The organism is Streptomyces regalis (assembly GCF_001509475.1).
In the GTDB taxonomy this organism is placed as follows: domain Bacteria; phylum Actinomycetota; class Actinomycetes; order Streptomycetales; family Streptomycetaceae; genus Streptomyces; species Streptomyces regalis.
The window spans coordinates 1-14,757 of record NZ_LLZG01000058.1 but is presented as its reverse complement, the minus strand read 5'-3'; the positions used below and the strand labels follow the sequence as shown (position 1 = coordinate 14,757).

Here is a 14,757-nt window from a genome sequence, read left to right as displayed (position 1 = left end):
TATGCATCAGTGCGCTCCCCCCTTGCACACCCCCCCTGTTCGATCGTGTTGCTTGTAAGGATGCAGATGGAACTCGCCACTCCGCCGCCGGCGGCGCGGGCCCCTGTCGCCTGGTACAGCTGGTGGCTGATGCCGCTGGCCTTAGGAGGCGGGACGGTTGCCGCCACGTTCATGAGCTCCGAGCGAATAACCGCCGGAGTCGCGGGTGTCGCGGCTACGGCCGCGAGCGCCGTCTGCGTACGGCTGCTGATCCGCACCCGCACCCAGCTGAGCCGGTCCGAGGGTTCCTTCCGCACCACGCAGGCCGAGCACTCGCAGCAGTGGCAGCAGCATGTGGCGGGCCTGGAGCGGAAGTTCACCTCGGAGCGCGCCGCCCTGGAGGGACAGCTCACGGATCAGTCCGGCGCGTACGAGGCGCAGCTCGCGGAGCAGCGCTCGACGTACGAAGCCCAACTGGCCGAGCAGGCACGCGCCTTCGAGGAGCGCCTCACCGCCCAGGTGACGTCGTACGAGTCCCAGCTCACCGATCAGGCCGACGTCTGGCAGGAGCAGCTCGCGCACCAGCAGGGCGCGGTCGCACGGCTCGCCGACGAGCAGCTGCCCGAGGCGCTGAAGCAGTTGCGCGCAGGCGAGGCCATCGACGACCTGCTGCCCGCGGCCAGCCAGTGCGCCAAGGTCAGCGCCGACCTGCAGGCCGAACTGCGCAAGGTGCTGCGCACCGCCCTGATCGCTGTGGAGGAGGAGTTCAACCGCTCGACCTCCGCCGAACAGGCCGTCATCAGCATCGGCAACCGTATCCACGTGCTGACCAGCAAGCTCCGCGGCCGCCTGCACGAGATGCAGGGCGAGCACGGGCGGCTGCCCGCCGTGGCCCGCGGTCTGATGGAGCTGGACCAGGAGCTGGGCCCCGCCGACTCGCTCGCCGCGAGCATCGGCGTGCTCGGCGGCTCGGACCGGCCGGGACGGCAGTGGCAGGAGCCGCAGCGTCTGCTCAGCGTGGTGCGCGGCGGCGTCGGCCGGATCAAGGACTTCCACCGCGTGGACATCCGCCACCTGCCCGAACTCGGCGTGGACGGCGGCCTGGTGGACCACCTCACGCTGATCTTCGCGCACCTGCTGGACAACGCGGCCCGCTACTCGCCGCCCAGCGAGCCCGTGCTGGTCTCCGGCAAGGAGGTGCCCAACGGCGTCGGCATCGAGATCCAGGACTCCGGCAAGGGCCTGAGCGACGAGAAGAAGCGCGAGGCCGAGGACGCCCTGACCGGCACCGCGGCCGGACCGGGCATCGGCGGCATCTCCGAGGACGCCAGCCTCGGCCTGCGCGTCGTCGGTGCACTCGCCCGTCGCTACGGCATCCGCGTCACCTTCGCGGACTCGCCCTGGCTCGGTACTTCGGTGGTTGTGGTGGTTCCGCACAAGTACTTCAGCCCGCTGCCCGCCGCCGCCCCGGCCACCGCCGCGACCCCGGCGGCCCAGCCCGCCGAGGCCGCCCCGGTGCGCACGGCGGCCACCGCCGAATGGGTGGCCGAACCCGGCGAGGCCGTGGACACCACGCCCGGCGGACTGCCCCGGCGCCGCAGCAAACGCAACGAGGCGGCCGCGCCCCAGCCGGCCGAGCGCCGGGAGCGGACCGAGGAGACCGTCGTCTCCGCGGTCCCGCCGGACGCCTCGTTCGTCGGCCTGGCCGCCTTCGCGACGGCCGGCCGGGAGGCCGGCGAGGAGTCCACCGAGGAGGAAACCGCACCTGCCGGGCGCGGATCCACCGAGCACCACACTGAAGAGAGCGACTAGTCCACATGACGCAACAGGGAACCGACGTGAGCTGGGCGCTCCGCGATCTGGTGGAGTCCATCCCGGAGATCCGCTTCGCCCTCGTGGCCTCGAGCGACGGCAAGGCCGTCACCTCCTTTGGCGCCGAAGACCCCGACGACGTGGACCGGTTCGCGGCCGTGGTGGCCGGACTGCAGGCCCTGGCCCAGCCGGTCGCCGAGCAGTTCCCCAAGTACGCGGGGCAGCTCAGGCTGGCGATGATCGAGGTGGACGGCGGCCACCTCTTCGTCGTACGGGCCGGGGTGGAGACGTATCTCGGCGTCCTTGCCCGGGAAGGCCTCGACCAGGGGCTGCTCGGCCACCAGATGAGGGACCTGGCGCGCAGGATGGGCGAACTGCTCGGCACCACTCCGCGCCTGGAGGAGCACTCTGGATGAGTGCTCCCCGCCGGTCCACGAACCCGTCCGGTCTCGAGCGTTACTACGTCCTCACCAAGGGGCGTAGCGGACCGGGCGGTTCGGCGTCGAGCCTCGACGTGGCGACCCTCATCGTCTCCCGCACCAGTCCCGTACCGGGGATGCAGCACGAGCACGAGGAGATCCTCCGGCGCTGCCGCGATCCGCTGTCGGTGGCCGAACTCGGCGCCCATCTCGGACTGCCCTTCAACATTCTCGCGGTGCTGCTGACGGATCTGCTGGAGGCAGGCCATGTCGAAGCCCGTGACCCCATCCCGGCCCATCACGCCGGTCGCGGGCCCGACCTCGCGCTCCTTGAGGAGGTACTCAGTGGACTTGAAAGGCTTTGACCATCCGGGGCGGCCCGGTGGGTCCGGCCCCCGCTCGGTGAAGGTGATGATCGCCGGCGGCTTCGGCACCGGAAAGACCACCATGGTCCGCTCGGTCAGCGACATCAAGCCGCTGACCACCGAGGAGACGCTCACCCAGGCCAGCGCCGACGTCGACCACCTCATCGGGGTCGCCGACAAGACGCAGACCACCGTCAGCCTGGACTTCGGCAAGATCAGCCTCAACGACAGCCTGATGCTGTACCTGTTCGGCACGCCCGGCCAGGAGCGGTTCTGGTTCCTGTGGAACGGCCTGTTCAAGGGCGCGCTCGGCGCCGTCGTCCTGGTCGACACCCGGCGCCTTGCCTCCAGCTTCCGGGCCATCGAGGAGATGGAGCGGCAGAACGTCCCGTTCGTCGTCGCGCTGAACGTCTTCCCCGACTCCAAGGACTACCCGGTCGAGGAGATCCGCGACGCCCTCGACATCCCCGAACACATCCCGGTCGTGGCCTGCGACGCCCGCGACCGGGCCTCCAGCCGTGACGTGCTCGTCGCGCTGATACGTCACTTGCAGGCTCGCTCCGCCGTCGCACTGGAGTCCCGATGAACGCCCAGCCCTTAAACGATCCCGACGCCCCGCGTGGCTGCCCGGTCGCCCACGGGGCCGACCTCACCCGGCTGTTCGGGCCGGAGGCGTCGACCGACCCGTACGGCATCTACGAGCGGCTGCGCAAGGAGCACGGGTCCGTGGCGCCGGTGCTCCTCGAGGGCGACGTCCCCGCATGGCTGGTCCTCGGCTACCGCGACAACCGGCGGGTGCTCGACAACCCCCGCCAGTTCAGCCGGGACGCGCGGATCTGGCGGGACTGGCGCGAGGGGCACATCCCGGAGACGCATCCGCTGATCCCGATGGTCGGCTGGCGGCCCGACTGCGTCTCCCAGGACGGCGAACCGCACCGCCGGTTGCGCGGCGCGGTCACCGACGGGCTGCTCGCGGCGTCCAGCCGTGGCGTGCGGCGACACGCCACGTACTTCGCGAACAAACAGATCGACGCGTTCGTCGACGCCGGGCGCGCCGACCTGGTGGCCGACTACGCCGAGCACCTGACGATGCTCGTGCTCACCCGGATCCTGGGCCTTCCCACGGCGGACGGGCTACGTCTGGTCGAGTCGTGCGCCCAGGTCTTCAAGGGTGGCGAGGGCGCCCTCGAGCACAACGAGCGGATCATGCAGATCCTCGGGGAACTCGCTGAGCGCAAGCGGGCCGAGCCGGGCTCCGATTTCGCCACGGCCCTGCTGGAGCACCCGGCCGGCCTCGACCACGACGAGGTCGTCAGCCATCTGCGCCTGGTGCTGATCGCCGCGCACACCACCACCAGCAACCTGCTGGCCCGGGTTCTGCAACTGGTCCTCACCGACGCTGCCCGGCTGTCCGGTCTGGTCAGCGGGCAGCTGAACATCTCCTCGGTGGTGGAGGAGGTCATGTGGGACACCCCGCCGCTGGCCGTGCTGCCGGGCCGGTTCGCGGCCGCCGACCTGGAGCTCGGAGGCCATCACATCCAGGAGGGAGAACTGCTCGTCCTGGGCCTGGCCGCCGGCAACCTCGACCCCGAGGTACGGCCCGACTCGGCCGTGGCCGTGCAGGGCAACCAGTCGCACCTGGCGTTCAGCTCCGGACCGCACGAGTGCCCGGGGCAGAACATCGGCCAGTCCATCATCGAGATCGGCGTGGACGTCCTGCTGCACCGGCTGCCGGGCCTGCGCCTGGCCGTACCGTCGGAGGAGCTCTCCTCGACCGCCTCCACCTGGGAGTCCCGGCTCGACAGCCTGCCGGTCGAGTTCTCCGTCTGACACCACCGCTGCCCGGCCGGACCCCCGGCCGGGCAGCGCCGTCTCCTCACCCGGCCGGCAGGTCGTCCACCGAGCCCCGCCCGGCCAGTTCGGCCGAGACCACCGGACCCTCCTCAACGACTGCCGGCTGCGTCAGCAGGTTGAGGCGTCAGCCGTCGAGCCAGTCGCCTGCGACGCCCGTGGGGCGGTATCCCGTTGCGTTCCAGAGGAAGTGCGGGTGGGCGCCGCCGAACATGTAGGCGAGCAGGGCGGTGTCTTCCCTCCCGGTCCGAGGGTCGTGCAGGGTGTGAAACTTTTCGGATCCGACTACGCCGGAGTCCTCTTGGATCTGACGAGCGCGCTCCGGGGACGGTTCGGCGCTGGATGCCTCCACGGCGGCGATGTAGGTGCGGCGCAGGATCTCCCATGCGCTGTCGATGCTGCCGTACCAGGGGCCGTGCAATGCCTCGAAGGCATGGAGCTCGGCGTCGAAGAGGGGCCATGCCTGGGGGTGTTGGGCCCGGCAGCGTGCGGACAGCTCGGCGGTCCGGGCGCTCAGTGCCGGTGCGGTGGGCCGCGGGCTGATGGTGAGGGTGGTGCCGTGGGTGAGGACGCCGGCGCATGCGTTGGGCTGCAGGTCGCACAGCGGGCAGTCCTCGGCCGGGGGGAGGCCCTGGGTGATGCCGTCGAACCACAGGGCGTGGCGGCCCGTGAGCCCCATCCAGACGATGGTGGTGGTCATCAGCCAGGTGTTCCACATCGGGTCATGCGCCTCGGGCATGCAGCCGTACTTGACGATGGCTATGGCGCAGGCCGCGTAGAGGGCCTTGGTGTGGGTGGGCATGTCGGCGAGCCAGAAGTTGCTTATCTCGCCGGTGAGGGCGTCGGCTCGTACATCGGCCATGTCGTCGATGACGCGGCACAGCAGCAGGGAGGCGAGGTTTTCCTCCTGCCAGAGTTCGGTGTCGGGTGCGACGTGCCAGAACAGGCAGTCCAGCATCTGCAGGATGGAGTAGGTGCTCTGGTTGAGCGGGTTGGTCTGGGGGAGCGTCACGCTGCCCGCGTCGTGCTGTTGGAGCCAGTACTCGTCGACGGTTCGCTTGTGGGCTGCGAAGAGTCCGGAGACCAGCGCCCGTGCGCCGTTGGTGCTGAAATTCTCGGCCAGGCGGCCTTCGATGAATTGGGTGAGCCGCGTTGTGTCGATGGTGTCGACCACGCGTTTGTATTCGTGGAAGACGAGTATGTCGTCCTCGAAGCGGTAGCGGTGGCCAAGGTCTCGTTCGAGGTCGTTCATCTGCCGGGTCCAGGACCATCCACCGGTCAGGACGCTGTCGAGTTCCCGGCGGTTCGGCCAGGTCTTGACGGTGAGGGGACGACCGGCGCTCTGCCGCCAACGGTAGTCATCCAGCGTGCGTGCGGGGGGCGTGGGCAGCCGACGGCACAGAGGGCAGGTACAGGCGGCTGTCTGCTCCTCCTCGCGCGTCGGTATGAGTGCCCGGCTCCTCCAGGCCCCTTCCAGCATCATGCAGGTCAGCCGGCAGACCTCAATATCGGTGCTGACCTGAGGGAAGGCTGCTTCGATCACGCGCAGGCCGGCGTCGAGGTGCCTCAACCTGGCGTAGCCCTCCTCGTCGGGCGGGAGGAACGCGGGCCGCGCCAGGTGGAGGGCTCCCTCCACCTGCAGCGTGGTGCTGGGGTGGGGGGATCCGAGTGCGCTCAGCCGCTGCTGAGCGGCGTTCTGGGACCTTCGGTGCTCCTGCGTGCTCCCATTGATGCGTTTCGCCAAGAGGCCGGCCAGGGTGTTCCCCGCCTCCGTGGGCTGGAGCTGGGCGCTTGGCTGCGCCGGGAGCAAGCTGTCGGCGGACGCCTTCGGAACAGCACCTACGACTCGAGATTTCACACCGGTTTCCCATCAAGCTGTGGTCATGACAACGGAATCGATCGACCGTGGTTGTCGGCCGGTCGTGTCCGAGGAACTTCTGTACTTTCCGCGGCGGCCTCGCCGAACAGCCGGACTCACGCGACCGGCTCGGCGAAGCGGATCGCCTACCTGCCCTTGGGTGACGAACTGCCCCGGGCGTGCTCGGTTCTCGACCGGCCATCAATGAACCGTCGGCCGAGGCGTGTGGGTAGGCGCTCTTGGGCGTACTCCAGATGTCTGCTGACGGGGGTGGGGAGGTCGAACGTGACGTCCTGAGGCATGCGCTTCCTTCCGGGAGACGGCGATACAGAGCCCCCCCGGCCCTGCGAACGGGTAGCCGAAATGGCCACCCGTGTACTCGAACTCAGCTTCTATGGCCGAAAGTTGAACCTAAAAGCGGTACGAGGCTGCCCAGAACCTAAACGATCAACACGTGACCTGTCCGTGATCTGTGTTACTGCTCACGCCTCCTGAGCTGCGTATACTCGCGCGCCCCCCACATATGTCCGCGCGACCCGCGCCTCCGCGATCGCCTCCGTCGGCCCGTCGAACGGATCGCGGTCCAGCACCACGAGATCCGCGAGCGCTCCCACCCGTACCTGTCCGGTGCCGTCGAGGTGGTTCACATACGCCGAGCCCGCCGTGTACGCCGTCAACGCCTCGGCGAGTCCGATGCGTTCGGTGGGCAGGAACACCGGCGTGTCGCCGCCGTCGGGCGCCACGCGGTTGACCGCGACATGGATTCCCTGGAGCGGATCGGGGCTGCTCACGGGCCAGTCGCTGCCCGCCGCGAGCCGGGCGCCGGAGCGAAGCAGCGCCTCGAACGGGTACTGCCACGCGGCCCGTTCGGGCCCGAGGAAGGGGATGGTCAGTTCGTCCATCTGCGGTTCGTGGGCCGCCCAGAGCGGCTGGATGTTCGCGATGGCGCCGAGCCGGGTGAAACGCGGCACGTCGTCGGGGTGGACGACCTGAAGATGCGCCAGGTGGGGCCGCGTGTCGCTCGGTCCGTTCGCGGTCCGCGCCGCCTCGATCGCGTCCAGCGCGTCGCGTACGGCACGGTCGCCGAGGGCATGGAAGTGGCACTGGAAGCCGAGGGCGTCCAACTCGGTGACGTACTTGCGGAGTTGATCGGCGTCGAGAAAGCTGGTGCCCCGGTTGGCGGTGGCGCAGCCGCACTTGTCCAGATAAGGGTCGAGCAGTGCGGCGGTCCCGGTCTCGGCGACCCCGTCCAGCATCAGCTTGACGCTGCTCGCGCGGAACCGGCCGTGGCTCGACGCGGCGCGCCGCTCCACGAGTTCCGGGATCTGCTCGGCACCGCGCTCGCGGTCCCACCACAGCGCCCCGACGACACGCGCGGTGAGCAGGCCGTCCCGGGCCGCCGCGAGGTACGCGTCGGACGGGTCGTCCATGCCCAGGAAATCCCCGACCAGCGCGTCCTGCCAGGCGGTGATGCCGAGCGCGTGCAGATGACGCTGGGCGTGCAGCAGGGCCGCCAGCCGGTCGGCCGGTGTGGCGGGCGGGGTGAGCCGCCCGACGAGCTGCATCGCCCCCTCCTGCAACGTCCCGCTGGGCTCACCGGAGGCGTCCCGGTCGATGCGCCCGTCGGCCGGGTCGGGCGTGTCGCGCGTGATGCCCGCGAGTGCGAGGGCGCGGCTGTTGACCCACGCGCCGTGGTGATCCCGGTTGGGCAGATACACCGGCCGGTCGGGCACCACCGCGTCCAGCAGCTCCTTCGTCGGCGTGCCGCCCGCGAACGCCTCCATGGACCAACCGCCGCCGGTGATCCACTCCCGCTCGGAGTGCGCGTCGGCGTACGCGCGCACCGCGGCGAGGGTCTGGTCCGCCGTCTTCGTTCCGGTCAGGTCGCACTGGGTGAGCTCCAGCCCCGCCGGCACGGGATGCACGTGCGCGTCCTGGAATCCGGGCAGCAGCAGACGCCCGGCGAGGTCCACCACCTCGGTCCGTGGCCCGGCGAGATCGTGCACCTCCTCCCTCCCTACGGCCGTGATGCGCTCGCCGGTGACGGCCACAGCGGTCGCGGTGCGGCCTTCGGGGGTGAGGACGGGACCGCCGGTGAAGAGGAGATCTGCGTGCATGTTCCGTTTCCTGGTCGAGGTGGTGGTCGAGATGATCGAGTCGGTCGAGTTGCCCGGATCGGTCGGGTCAGCGGGATACGGCGACCAGTTGGGGCGCGTCCGCGTCGGTGCCCTTGCCGGTGTGGAAGTACGGCGACCTGCGCACCCACCTGGCCCACGCGGCGGCCGCGAAGCCCGACGCGATCATCGCCACCGGAGTGCACAGCAGGAACCACCCGTTGTCCGCGCTGACTTCGAAGTGATCGGCGGAGGTGTAGAACGACCAGCCGAGGTAGCCGCCGAGGCCGAGCAGGGCCGCCGCACTCAGCGCGGGCAGCACCACCGCCCGTATGCCTTGCCGCCAGTCCTCGCGCAGCAGAGAGCGGAAGCGGACCGCGGCCGCGAGAGCCGTGAGAGCGTACGACAGGGCGACCACGATGCCCACGGCACTCACCGTCGCCATGATCATGTCGGCGAGCCGCGGGATGACCAGCGCGAGCGCCGCGACCACCGCCGCGAGCGCGCCGATGAGCAGCGTTCCGGCAGCCGGAGTGCCGTACCGGGGGCTGACCTTGGACCACACCGGCCCGAGGGTACGGTCCCGGCTCATGGCGAACATCGCCCGGGCCGTGGGGATCACGCCGGCCTGCAGCGAGGCGACCGCCGAGAACATCAGGGCGACCAGGGGGAGCGCCGCCCATGGCTGGGACGCCAGCCGCTCGCCGAAGAAGGCCAGGCCTTCGGCGCCGTGACCGGCCAACTCCTCCTCGGACAGGACGCGTTGGAAGGCGATCGAGCCGAGCAGGAACAGCGCCAGCATGGTGAACAGGGTGGTGATCCCGGCCCGGGACGCGTCGCGCGGGTCGCGTACCTCCTCGTTGACGCTGAAGGCCGACTCGAAACCCCAGTAGCAGAACACCGACAGCAGCATCCCCTGCGCGAGCGCCGTCGCCGACGGGATGGCGAACGGGTCGAACCAGCTCAGGCTGAAGTCGTGCGGGCCGGTGACGATGCCGTATCCGCAGAAGCCGAGCAGGACGACGTACTCGAAGACCAGCAGTCCGGCCTGCAGCCGCGCGGCGGTGCGGATGCCGGTCACGGCGGTCAGCGTGACCGCCAGCAGGACCAGGATGCCGACCGCGGTCGTCTGCGCGGTCGAACCCGGGTCCAGCGCCAGACCGCCCACCCGGTGCACCCCGGCGTCCCCCGCGAGCTGGAGCAGGGCCGAGCCGGTGACCGCCGTGGTGTACGCGAGGAACGCCAGCACGGCGACGATGTTCACCCAGCCGACCATGAAGCCGAGCCACGGAGTGAGCGAACGGCCCACCCACACATAGCCGTTGCCCGCGTTCGGCTCGACGCGGTTGAGCCGGGAGTAGGCGCCCGCGATACCAAGGACCGGCAGAAAGGCCAGCAGCATGATCGCCGGCAGGTGCAGGCCGACCACCCCCGCCGTGACTCCCAGGCCGATGCCGATGCTGGTGGTCGCGGCCGTGCTGGACGCGGCGATGGCGACGCCGTCGAGGACACCGAGGGATTTGCGCAGCGCGGGGCGCGCCGGCTGGTCAACGCTGCAGGGCTGGTCGGGCATGGCCGATCTCCGCTCGCACCGGGGGCCTGGGCGGCCCCGATGAGCGGACATGAAACTGTCCGGGGGCTTAACAGGTCAACGGTGTTGTCATAAGGTCTCGCCCATCGACCCTGTTGCCCGGCCCACGGAGGCGCCCATGACCGACCGCGTCGTCCGGCCCGCCGCCCGGCAGCGCCGCCGCCCCACCAAGCAGGGTGTCGTCCTGTCCGAGGAACTGATCGTCGAGACGGCCCTGAGGCTCATCGAGGAGCACGGCGCCGATGCCCTCTCGGTACGCCGCCTCGGCCGCGCCCTCGGCGCCGACCCCAGCTCGCTGTACCGGTACTTCCGGCACACCGACGACCTGATGCTCGCCATCGCCGACGAGCTCATCGGCCGGACGCTGCGCACCTGGCGCCCCACCGGCGACTGGCGCGCCGATCTGCGGGACCTCGGCATGCGGATGCACGCGGGCGCCCTCGCCCACCCACGGGCGGCCGTGCTCAGCTCGTACCGGGTGACCGGGCGGGGGTACGAGATCCAGGCCGTCGAGACCATCCTCGGCGTCCTGCGAGGCGCCGGTTTCCCCGACGCGGAGGCGGTGCGGATCTACCACGCCTTCGTCGACCAGGCCCTGTCGTTCGGGGCCCTCGACGCGGCCGGCGCCGCGCTGCCGAGGGCCGCCCGGGAGGCGGAGACGGCTGTGTGGCGGGCGAAGTACGGCCGGTTGCCCGCCGACACTCACCCGCACATCGCCGCGACCGCCCGCCACCTCGTGGCCGACATGCGGCACAGTTCCTATCCGGTGGCCCTGGACCTGCTGTTGAGCGCGGCTGAGGTGCGGCTGACGGAAATCCGGGGCCGGCCGGAAGCCTGACGGTCACACTGGAAACGTCCGACCACAGTCGTCCCGTCAGGAGGCCGTCCACCGATGACCCGCCCGCCCGCACGCCCCGCCAAGCAGCGCAAGCAGGACACCCTGAACCGACTGGAGCACGACGAGGACGTGTGGGTCGCCACGGCCGAGGTCGACGGGGGCGTGCCGTATCTCGTCCCGCTCTCCTACCTCTGGGACGGCTCGACCCTGCTGCTGGCCACACCGGCCAACAGCCCGACGGGCCGGAACCTGAGGACGACCGGCAGAGCGCGCCTCGGTGTCGGGCCGACCCGGGACGTCGTCATGATCGAGGGCACGGTCGACACGATCGCCCCTGCTCAACTGCCCGAGGAGGTGGCCGACCGCTTCGCGGCCAGGACCGGCTTCGATCCGCGTCAACTCTCCACGCCCTACCTGTACTTCCGCGTCCGGCCGCATCGGGTGCAGGCCTGGCGCGAGGCCGACGAGCTGGCCGGGCGCGAGCTCATGCGGGACGGCGAGTGGCTGGTCGCGGACTGAAACGCCAGGGCGGGGTAACTGGGAGGCGTTGGGGCACGGAGCGGTACTGCCCCGCGCCCCCAGAGTCGGAGGACTCATGCCACTGTTGAACCCTCCCCTCCTTGAGGGGGATTCCTGGCTCACGCTGCTCAGTCCCTCAGCGAGCGACCGAGTCTGACGCGATCAACACCAGCCGGGTTGGAACCTGCCCGGTCTCCGTAAAGCTGGAGCTTGCGCTGGCTTGGTTCTCGCTCAGCGCACCGTAGCTCTATCACCACATGGTGTGACCGCCGCCCTTGCGGGAAGCCGCCGTACCCAACCGTTTAGTGCGGCTACGCCGACCCGGTCGGCCACTCCTTCACCCTGCGCCGCGTCGCACCTACGGCACCGAAGCATGCCTGAACTACTCAACGGCGCTTGAACGGCCTGATCCGCTCAGTCCCGACCGCCCTTCTCGCTGACCGGCCACACACCCGTCGAGTGTTCGATCGCCTTCGCGCCCGTGCGGTCCGCCAGGCTGCGCGCCACCGCGAAGAGGGCGCCCTGGACCGCGGCCGCCAGCAGGATCTCGCCCCAGCCGCGGTCCCGGTCCAGGGCGTCGGGGGCGTCTTCCTCGTGTCGTATCGCCATCCATGTCTTGCGGAAGGCGAGCCCCGCCAGCGCACCGCTCGCCCAGCCGAGCGCGAATCCCAACGGCTTGTAGGCGAGGGGGAGCTTCAGCTTCTTGTGCTTGTACATCTTGTCGTTCCTGGCCATGTGCGCCTGTGCCTCCCTTATCGGTCAGGGCCGCCCCCGCGCCGGGACCTGCTCGGCCTCCGGAACCGGCCCGGGCGGCGTCCCGTCGCCGAACGGCCTGCCGCCCAGCTCCTGACGGTGATGCGGCGTCAGCCACCCCGGCAGATCCGGTCCGAGGGGCACGATGCCGGTCGGGTTGATGCTGCTGTGTACCTGGTAGTAGTGCCGCTTGATGTGGTCGAAGTCGACGGTGTCACCGAATCCGGGCGTCTGGTCGCCCACCAGATAGCGCTGCCCGGCCAGTCGTTGGGCCAGCAGCTCAAGCCGCCGGAAGAGACGCGCGCACGCACCCTCGTACTCGTCCTGGCCGGTGGCGAAGCCCGCCCGGTACACGCCGTTGTTGACGTCCTCGTAGACGTCCGCCATCACGGCGTCGATCTCGTCCCGGCGCGCCTCGGGGTAGAGATCGGGCGCCCCCTCGCGGTGCAGGGCCGTCCACTCGGTGGCGAGGTCGAGCGTGATCCGCTGATAGTCGTTGGTGACAAGCCTGCCGCTGGGCACGTCCACGATCGCGGGCACGCTGACACCGCCCGGGTAGTCGGTCTCCCGCCTGTCGTAGGCCTCGCCGAGGAAGCGGATGCCGAGCACCGGGGCGCGGTCGTCGGGGTCCAGCGTGAAGCGCCAGCTGCGGTCGTCCTGGATCGGGTCGGCGATCGCCAGCGACAGCGCGCCCTCCAGGCCGAGCAGCCGCCGGGAGATCACCGCCCGGCTCGCCCACGGACAGGCACGGCTGACGACCAGACGGTAGCGGCCCGCCTCGACCGGCCAGCCGTCCTGGCCGTCCGCGGTGATCCGGTCCGTGAAGTGGGCCTTCGACCGCTGGAACGACTTCCTCCCGTAGGCGGTGGTGCCCCCGCCGCTCATGACCGTGCTCCTTCCTGCCGCACGCCTCTGCCTCGTGCAGGGTCCCCGATGCCCTGTGCAGGTTCCCCGATCTCATAGAGTCCCCCGATTTCCGCCGACGGCACGGTGTGAGCGGTGCCGACCGGGGCAGTCGGTGGAAACTGAGCAGGACGACCAAGGCACCGAAGACGGATCACAGGACCCGAGTCACCGTCCTGGTGGCTCTCGCCGCCAACCTGACAGTATGAACGAGGTCTTCCTGCTGGCCGCGCTGCGCCGCAGCCGCCGCCCCGCCGACACCCGCCATCCCTTCGGCTACGGCAAGGAGCGCTTCTTCTGGTCGCTGCTCGCGGCCGTGGGCATCTTCGTGAGGGGTGGCTGCTTCTCTTCTTCCAGGGCGTCGAGGCACTGCGCGGCGGCGCCGAGGAGGACTTCGGCGGCTATGTGGCGGGCATGATCGTGCTCGGCGTCGCCTTCGTGGCCGAAGGGCTGTCGCTGGTGCGGGCGCTGTACCAGGTGCGCCGGCAGGGCGGCGTCGTGGACGGGCTGCGCGACCCGGCGTTGCGCACGGTCGTCGCCGAGGACGCCACGGCGGTGCTCGGCTTGACGCTCGCCCTCGTCGGCATGGCGCTGCACATGATCACCGGGCAGGTCGTGTGGGAGGCGTCCGCCTCACTCGCGATCGGCGCGCTCCTCGTCCACGTCGCCTATCGGCTGGGGCGCGACGCCCGCGACCAGCTGATCGGGCAGGCCGCCGATCCCGAGGCCGACGCCAGGATCCGCGCGCTGCTGGAGGCGCAGCCCGAGATCGACAGCGTGGAGGCGCCACGCGGCGGTAGCCGCATATCGAATGCAGCCACGATGAAGGCAGGGCTGGAGACGGCCCTGGTGGCGGCCCGGGTCGATCTGGTGCCCGGCCTCGACAGCGAGTAGGTCGCCGTCCGCATCAAGCGGTCCCTCGGCCACACCGTCGCCGAGGCGGACCAGATCTTCCTCGACGTGACCGAACGCTCCGCGCGCGAGGCACCAGGAAGCCCCGCCGCGACGGGGGAGCGCGGCGGGGCCTGACGCACGTGTGCCCGGCGAACAACGGTTCATGCGTCCTGGCCGAGAAAAAATTTCCGGAGGCCGATCAACCGCAGCCGAAGCGCCGGCCGACCCGGTCAGCTCCCGTCGAACGGCTCCAGCACGAAGACCGGGATCACCCGGTCCGTCTTCTCCTGGTAGTCGGCGTACGGCGGATACGCCGCGACGGCCCGCTCCCACCACTCGTCCTTCTCCGCGCCGGTGATCTCGCGGGCCCGCATGTCCCGCTTCACCGGCCCGTCCTGGAGCTCCACCTGGGGATCGGCCTTGATGTTGTGGTACCAGACCGGGTGCTTGGGCGCCCCGCCCTGCGAGGCCACCACGGCATAACGCCCCTCGTGTTCGACGCGCATCAGCGGTGTCTTGCGGATCTTGCCGCTCCGGGCACCCCGGTTCGTGAGCAGGATCACCGGCATCCCGGTGTCCATCAGGGTCGTACCCTGGGTGCCGCCGGAGCTCTCGTACAACTCCACCTGGTCGCGTACCCACTTGGTCGGACTCGGCTCGTACTCACCGTAAAGAGGCATGGCCTCGGTCCCATCGTCGTGTCCTGGCACTGACTTACGTCCCTCTTCAACACCCGCACGCGCGTGATTCATCCTGCCGCGACTACACCGGCATCCGCGCCGCCAGCGCCAGGATCACGCCGCTCGACACCAGCGCCGTCACCAACCGCCCCCGCCGCCCCGTCAGCACCCGCCCCAGCAG

At 70.4% G+C, this 14,757-nt stretch carries 13 protein-coding genes and 1 pseudogene; 8 read left to right on the top strand and 6 right to left on the bottom strand.

What is annotated here, in order from left to right; genetic code table 11:
- Window positions 1–66: 66 nt before the first annotated feature.
- The 5 genes from ADL12_RS10530 to ADL12_RS10510 are packed head-to-tail and all read left to right on the top strand — an operon-like array spanning window position 67 to window position 4,405.
- Window positions 67–1,791 carry a sensor histidine kinase gene (locus ADL12_RS10530; protein ID WP_062700879.1) on the top strand — a complete coding sequence of 575 codons (1,725 nt, stop codon included), beginning with the start codon at window positions 67–69 and terminating at the stop codon, window positions 1,789–1,791.
- 5 nt (window positions 1,792–1,796) lie between these two features.
- On the top strand, window positions 1,797–2,207 hold the full coding sequence (locus ADL12_RS10525) for a roadblock/LC7 domain-containing protein (RefSeq protein ID WP_062700877.1): 411 nt from the start codon (window positions 1,797–1,799) through the stop codon (window positions 2,205–2,207).
- Complete coding sequence (locus ADL12_RS10520) at window positions 2,204–2,575, top strand: DUF742 domain-containing protein (RefSeq protein ID WP_062700875.1); 372 nt, start codon at window positions 2,204–2,206, stop codon at window positions 2,573–2,575. The genes ADL12_RS10525 and ADL12_RS10520 overlap by 4 nt, the downstream gene beginning before the upstream one ends.
- Window positions 2,556–3,161: a GTP-binding protein gene (locus ADL12_RS10515; protein ID WP_062700873.1), complete on the top strand. Its 606-nt coding sequence runs from the start codon at window positions 2,556–2,558 to the stop codon at window positions 3,159–3,161. The genes ADL12_RS10520 and ADL12_RS10515 overlap by 20 nt, the downstream gene beginning before the upstream one ends.
- A complete protein-coding gene (locus tag ADL12_RS10510) occupies window positions 3,158–4,405 on the top strand; it encodes a cytochrome P450 (RefSeq protein ID WP_062700871.1) in 1,248 nt (415 codons plus the stop codon). The genes ADL12_RS10515 and ADL12_RS10510 overlap by 4 nt, the downstream gene beginning before the upstream one ends.
- Before the next feature lie 148 nt (window positions 4,406–4,553).
- Here the strand turns inward: ADL12_RS10510 and ADL12_RS10505 are convergent, their stop codons facing one another.
- The 3 genes from ADL12_RS10505 to ADL12_RS10495 all read right to left on the bottom strand — a co-directional run bounded on the left by ADL12_RS10505 (window position 4,554) and on the right by ADL12_RS10495 (window position 9,971).
- Window positions 4,554–6,170 (bottom strand): hypothetical protein, encoded by a 1,617-nt coding sequence (locus ADL12_RS10505; RefSeq protein ID WP_244187867.1) that lies wholly within the window; start codon window positions 6,168–6,170, stop codon window positions 4,554–4,556.
- A gap of 596 nt (window positions 6,171–6,766) precedes the next feature.
- Window positions 6,767–8,401, bottom strand: coding sequence for an amidohydrolase (locus tag ADL12_RS10500; protein WP_062700870.1), 1,635 nt, complete (start codon window positions 8,399–8,401; stop codon window positions 6,767–6,769).
- A gap of 67 nt (window positions 8,402–8,468) precedes the next feature.
- Window positions 8,469–9,971 carry an APC family permease gene (locus ADL12_RS10495; RefSeq protein ID WP_062700868.1) on the bottom strand — a complete coding sequence of 501 codons (1,503 nt, stop codon included), beginning with the start codon at window positions 9,969–9,971 and terminating at the stop codon, window positions 8,469–8,471.
- Between the two features lie 136 nt (window positions 9,972–10,107).
- Between ADL12_RS10495 and ADL12_RS10490 the strand changes: the two genes are divergently transcribed.
- Window positions 10,108–10,827: a TetR/AcrR family transcriptional regulator gene (locus ADL12_RS10490; protein WP_062700866.1), complete on the top strand. Its 720-nt coding sequence runs from the start codon at window positions 10,108–10,110 to the stop codon at window positions 10,825–10,827.
- A 54-nt stretch (window positions 10,828–10,881) separates the two neighbouring features.
- Complete coding sequence (locus ADL12_RS10485) at window positions 10,882–11,346, top strand: pyridoxamine 5'-phosphate oxidase family protein (RefSeq protein ID WP_062700864.1); 465 nt, start codon at window positions 10,882–10,884, stop codon at window positions 11,344–11,346.
- Window positions 11,347–11,760: 414 nt separating this feature from the next.
- On the opposite strand, the gene ADL12_RS10480 is transcribed toward ADL12_RS10485, so the two are convergent.
- Together ADL12_RS10480 and ADL12_RS10475 are read right to left on the bottom strand one after the other, a co-directional pair.
- Window positions 11,761–12,063, bottom strand: coding sequence for a DUF4235 domain-containing protein (locus ADL12_RS10480; RefSeq protein WP_062701029.1), 303 nt, complete (start codon window positions 12,061–12,063; stop codon window positions 11,761–11,763).
- 42 nt (window positions 12,064–12,105) lie between these two features.
- Complete coding sequence (locus ADL12_RS10475) at window positions 12,106–12,984, bottom strand: glutathione S-transferase family protein (RefSeq protein WP_062700862.1); 879 nt, start codon at window positions 12,982–12,984, stop codon at window positions 12,106–12,108.
- Window positions 12,985–13,091: 107 nt separating this feature from the next.
- Between ADL12_RS10475 and ADL12_RS10470 the strand changes: the two are divergent.
- A pseudogene (locus ADL12_RS10470) lies at window positions 13,092–14,031 on the top strand (cation diffusion facilitator family transporter).
- Between the two features lie 95 nt (window positions 14,032–14,126).
- On the opposite strand, the gene ADL12_RS10465 reads toward ADL12_RS10470, so the two are convergent.
- Window positions 14,127–14,576 carry a nitroreductase family deazaflavin-dependent oxidoreductase gene (locus tag ADL12_RS10465; RefSeq protein ID WP_062700860.1) on the bottom strand — a complete coding sequence of 150 codons (450 nt, stop codon included), beginning with the start codon at window positions 14,574–14,576 and terminating at the stop codon, window positions 14,127–14,129.
- Window positions 14,577–14,757 lie beyond the last annotated feature (181 nt).

Coding starts and splice junctions, on each gene's coding strand:
- ADL12_RS10530 (WP_062700879.1), top strand. CDS start 67: ATGGAACTCGCCACTCCGCCGCCGGCGGCGCGGGCCCCTGTCGCCTGG.
- ADL12_RS10525 (WP_062700877.1), top strand. CDS start 1,797: ATGACGCAACAGGGAACCGACGTGAGCTGGGCGCTCCGCGATCTGGTG.
- ADL12_RS10520 (WP_062700875.1), top strand. CDS start 2,204: ATGAGTGCTCCCCGCCGGTCCACGAACCCGTCCGGTCTCGAGCGTTAC.
- ADL12_RS10510 (WP_062700871.1), top strand. CDS start 3,158: ATGAACGCCCAGCCCTTAAACGATCCCGACGCCCCGCGTGGCTGCCCG.
- ADL12_RS10500 (WP_062700870.1), bottom strand. CDS start 8,401: ATGCACGCAGATCTCCTCTTCACCGGCGGTCCCGTCCTCACCCCCGAA.
- ADL12_RS10495 (WP_062700868.1), bottom strand. CDS start 9,971: ATGCCCGACCAGCCCTGCAGCGTTGACCAGCCGGCGCGCCCCGCGCTG.
- ADL12_RS10490 (WP_062700866.1), top strand. CDS start 10,108: ATGACCGACCGCGTCGTCCGGCCCGCCGCCCGGCAGCGCCGCCGCCCC.
- ADL12_RS10485 (WP_062700864.1), top strand. CDS start 10,882: ATGACCCGCCCGCCCGCACGCCCCGCCAAGCAGCGCAAGCAGGACACC.
- ADL12_RS10480 (WP_062701029.1), bottom strand. CDS start 12,063: ATGTACAAGCACAAGAAGCTGAAGCTCCCCCTCGCCTACAAGCCGTTG.
- ADL12_RS10475 (WP_062700862.1), bottom strand. CDS start 12,984: ATGAGCGGCGGGGGCACCACCGCCTACGGGAGGAAGTCGTTCCAGCGG.
- ADL12_RS10465 (WP_062700860.1), bottom strand. CDS start 14,576: ATGCCTCTTTACGGTGAGTACGAGCCGAGTCCGACCAAGTGGGTACGC.